The sequence below is a fragment of the Mycolicibacterium llatzerense genome (assembly GCF_025331195.1).
GTDB classification, from domain to species: Bacteria; Actinomycetota; Actinomycetes; order Mycobacteriales; family Mycobacteriaceae; genus Mycobacterium; species Mycobacterium llatzerense.
Genome location: NZ_LXOV01000005.1, coordinates 1 through 3,148 on the forward strand (window position 1 = coordinate 1; position 3,148 = coordinate 3,148).

Sequence of the window (3,148 nt, forward strand, 5' to 3'; positions counted from 1 at the left end):
CACTCGCCATACTCCGGGATTTGCACGGACAGCCCCTGAAGACTTGTCTGCATCTCCAGCTCTTCAATCAACTCGGGAACCAGAGTCCTTGTAGCTGCGATGAACTCGGCCTCGCGACGGTCATAGATCAGGCCAGCGACCCGACGCCCAAACTCGCCCTGGTAGACGCCATAGAACTCGCCCTGCTCGCGAACGACATCCCACTGCCCAGAGTCGACGCCCGCAGCGAGTCGGCTGGCTCTGGCTACGACATCGCCGCTCATTTGCTGGCCAACTTCATCGTCCGGGGGCTACCTTCAATTCCCCGAATCCGCTCCGACACTTCGCTTCTGACCAGCTCCATGCCGGCAGGATCGTTCATCAACTGCTGAACCATCTCGTCAGCGAACTTGTCGGCGTCCTCTTCGCTCATCCCAGAGCGGACAGCGAGCGTGCATGAAGCTGTGGTGTACCCGTCGAGCCAGATGTCGATCAGAACGGATGCATCGAACGGTTGCACAAAAACCTCTGGCGTACTCATACCAAATGCCCCCGATCCTGCGCCCGGAAGTATGCGCCGGTGTCCTGTAACAACTTCCAATGCTCAGGGCAGTACGTGGCGACACTGGCATTCGTGATTTCGACTGCCTCGGCCGCGCTGAACCCTTGGTCCATGACGCCTTTCGCGACGCCGACGACACCGTTGATGCTGTGATACTTCGCGACAGTTGGGCAGATGACCGACTGGCCGTATTCGGTGACGAAGCTGTATTCCTTCGCCGTCAGTGAATCAGCGTGCGCGGCAGGGATGTTGAAGAACCCGACGACCGGGATCATGAGTGTGCCGGTGAGTGCGGCGATGGCGGTCAGGGTTCTCATGCGTGTACCTCGGGTGTGTGTTCGGGTGTGTGGGACTGGTGGATTGCGGCGAGTGTGGTGGCCTTCTCGGTTTCGGTCATCCGGTCGAGGGCTGCGAGTTGATCGGCGACGGAGATCAAACGGGGATCGATCACGATTCGTCCTCGTTGATTCCGCGGAGCATGGCCTTTGCGCGAAAGTGCCACCAACGCAATGGCGTCCAGTCGCCAGCCCAGGAGTAGACCCAAAGCCTGTTGCAGTGGCATTTGTAGATCGCGCCTTTTGTGACGGTGCTATATGATTGGGGATAGCACTTGTGGCCGCCCCAGTGGATGACGCTCACTTCTCCCCCTCCGATTTCTGTTGCTTGGCTTTGGGTTTCGGCGTGAACTGTTTGAGCGCACCCTGAACCGTTTTGATGGTGTCGTGGATGGGATTCGCGGATGGTTTGCGGGGTTTGGGTTTGGTCGCGGTGACCGGCACGAGGGTCGGTTTGATCGCCGGGACAGCTGTCGGCTTCGGCGACTTCACCGGACCAGCAGCAAGACGCTGAGGTATCGCAGCGAAATCCTTGGCTGCCTTACCGAACGAATCCACCAGCCCCTGAACCTGTTTGGCTGCAACCTGTGGTGTCGGGGCGAACGTTGCAGCACCCGGTACGTCTTGCCCGCCGAACTTCAACACCCCGGCAGCAATGTCATCGAGCGGTTTGATCAACGTTCCGACAACATGCCCAGCTTGCGGACCGGCGACCATCGTGGCTGCGATGACCGCGAGTTGCCCATACGGGGTGAACGGGTCACGCAACTTGATGACAGTCAGGTTGCCGTCCTTGGTGACTGTCGCCCCGTCGTAGTCGATGGCCATTGCGCCGTACGGGCCGCCCAGAGCACCGTGATACGCCAAGAAACCCGCGACGGCAGCCGGGAGCGTAAACGCGTACGTCCACGCGTATTTCGGGAAGTAGGCAACCGGGTCCCACTCATGCGAGATTGACGTGATGTCGACGTTCGGGTCGGTGGGCTGTACCGGTGTGCCTCCCGTGAGGCCCGTGGTCGGAATGTCCTCCCGCGGAAAACGGGCCGTCACACCAGTACCCGGCGTATCCGGATTCGAATACAGGCGCACCGATAACCTGCGCCCCGCAAGACGCGGATCAGACAACGCCCGATACACCACCATCGAACCCTGCGAACCACCCGCAACCTGATCAACCTCGGGATGCGCCAACAAGTACTGAACGAACGATTCCTGGCCCACCGCAAGAGATTTGTCGCCCTCACCCGGTCCGAGACGCGCCGGATACAAGGCACTGTCACATAAGCATTCCGCCGGCTGACTCCCATACCTGCCGCCATCGAGCCACGACAGGTCAACATCGGCAGCGGCGTGGGGTTTCGTGCCACCTGTACCGGGGACGAACAGGACATCGGCGTGTGCGGGGATGGCGTGGATGGTGACCGCCGCAGCTGTGACACCGACAGCAACGCCCGCCAGGAGACGGTGAGCGGTGCGCTTATGAACGGTGATCACGAGGACACCGCCCCACCCGTGTACTGATCCATGAAGCTGGCGATAATCCCTTGCGCGTCAATCTCGTGCGGGTGCGCCGATGGTCCGCCGCCGAGAAATAGTCCATACAGGCAGTCGTCGCAGCACTTCAACGCGGTCTTGCCATCGACCAGGCCGGGCATGTTGACCGGTTTGCCATCGAGGCTGGCGGGCGGAAGAACCCCCTTGTTTCGGCAGCACAGGCAGCCCTTGCCAGGCTTGGGTCGATTGGCGCTCATTCGGACACCGCTTTCCGGTACGCATCAACGGCCGTTTGAGCCACCATCGCTGGCGTGCCACCAATCAGGCCGCGACCAGGCGACTCGTCCCACTCCCACACCGCCCGGTTAGCAGCGGTATAACCCTTTGCCACAGTGGAATTCTCATAGTTTCCAGAGCCAAGCAACGCTCTTAGTCGCTCGACCTCAGCGACCAACTCGGGAACGAGAGACCTTGCAGCAGTAATGAACTCGAAGTCGGCGTCCGAAAGTGCGGAGACATCGGACACGTAGTTGCCACACCGAGCCTTGAACTCGTCGCTAGTGAATATGTTGTCGACCACGTCATGATCGATCGGCCCCTTGATCGCATACGGATACCTCGATTTGGCGCCAAGGGCGGGATCATCAGGCTCTTTCCACCAGGCTTCCCATGGTCCAGCGGTGACGCCCTCGAGCGCAGACCGGGCTTTCGCCACGACGTCATTGCTCATGCGTTCACCCCGGCCAGCTCGCGGCAATGAGTGACCGCCCGCGACTCC

At 60.7% G+C, this 3,148-nt stretch carries 6 protein-coding genes and 1 pseudogene; all 7 read right to left on the reverse strand.

Features of this window, described 5'->3' with window-relative positions; all coding sequences use genetic code 11:
- Window positions 1-263 (reverse strand): hypothetical protein (locus A7G45_RS14725; protein WP_260938323.1); only part of this gene is annotated, 263 nt, incomplete at its 3' end.
- Window positions 260-520 (reverse strand): hypothetical protein, encoded by a 261-nt coding sequence (locus A7G45_RS14730; RefSeq protein ID WP_260938324.1) that lies wholly within the window; start codon window positions 518-520, stop codon window positions 260-262. The genes A7G45_RS14725 and A7G45_RS14730, both read right to left, overlap by 4 nt.
- Entirely contained in the window at window positions 517-858 is a 342-nt protein-coding gene (locus A7G45_RS14735; RefSeq protein ID WP_260938326.1) for a hypothetical protein, read from the reverse strand. Before A7G45_RS14735 ends, A7G45_RS14730 begins: the two co-directional genes overlap by 4 nt.
- Complete coding sequence (locus A7G45_RS14740) at window positions 855-992, reverse strand: hypothetical protein (protein ID WP_260931981.1); 138 nt, start codon at window positions 990-992, stop codon at window positions 855-857. Before A7G45_RS14740 ends, A7G45_RS14735 begins: the two co-directional genes overlap by 4 nt.
- Before the next feature lie 184 nt (window positions 993-1,176).
- Complete coding sequence (locus A7G45_RS14745; RefSeq protein WP_260938328.1) at window positions 1,177-2,370, reverse strand: PE-PPE domain-containing protein; 1,194 nt, start codon at window positions 2,368-2,370, stop codon at window positions 1,177-1,179.
- Window positions 2,367-2,627, reverse strand: a complete 261-nt coding sequence (locus tag A7G45_RS14750; protein ID WP_260938330.1) for a hypothetical protein — start codon at window positions 2,625-2,627, stop codon at window positions 2,367-2,369. Before A7G45_RS14750 ends, A7G45_RS14745 begins: the two co-directional genes overlap by 4 nt.
- Window positions 2,624-3,148, reverse strand: a pseudogene (locus A7G45_RS14755) (hypothetical protein); the annotation flags it as partial. The pseudogene A7G45_RS14755 and the gene A7G45_RS14750, both read right to left, overlap by 4 nt.

Coding starts and splice junctions, on each gene's coding strand:
- A7G45_RS14750 (WP_260938330.1), bottom strand. CDS start 2,627: ATGAGCGCCAATCGACCCAAGCCTGGCAAGGGCTGCCTGTGCTGCCGA.
- A7G45_RS14735 (WP_260938326.1), bottom strand. CDS start 858: ATGAGAACCCTGACCGCCATCGCCGCACTCACCGGCACACTCATGATC.
- A7G45_RS14730 (WP_260938324.1), bottom strand. CDS start 520: ATGAGTACGCCAGAGGTTTTTGTGCAACCGTTCGATGCATCCGTTCTG.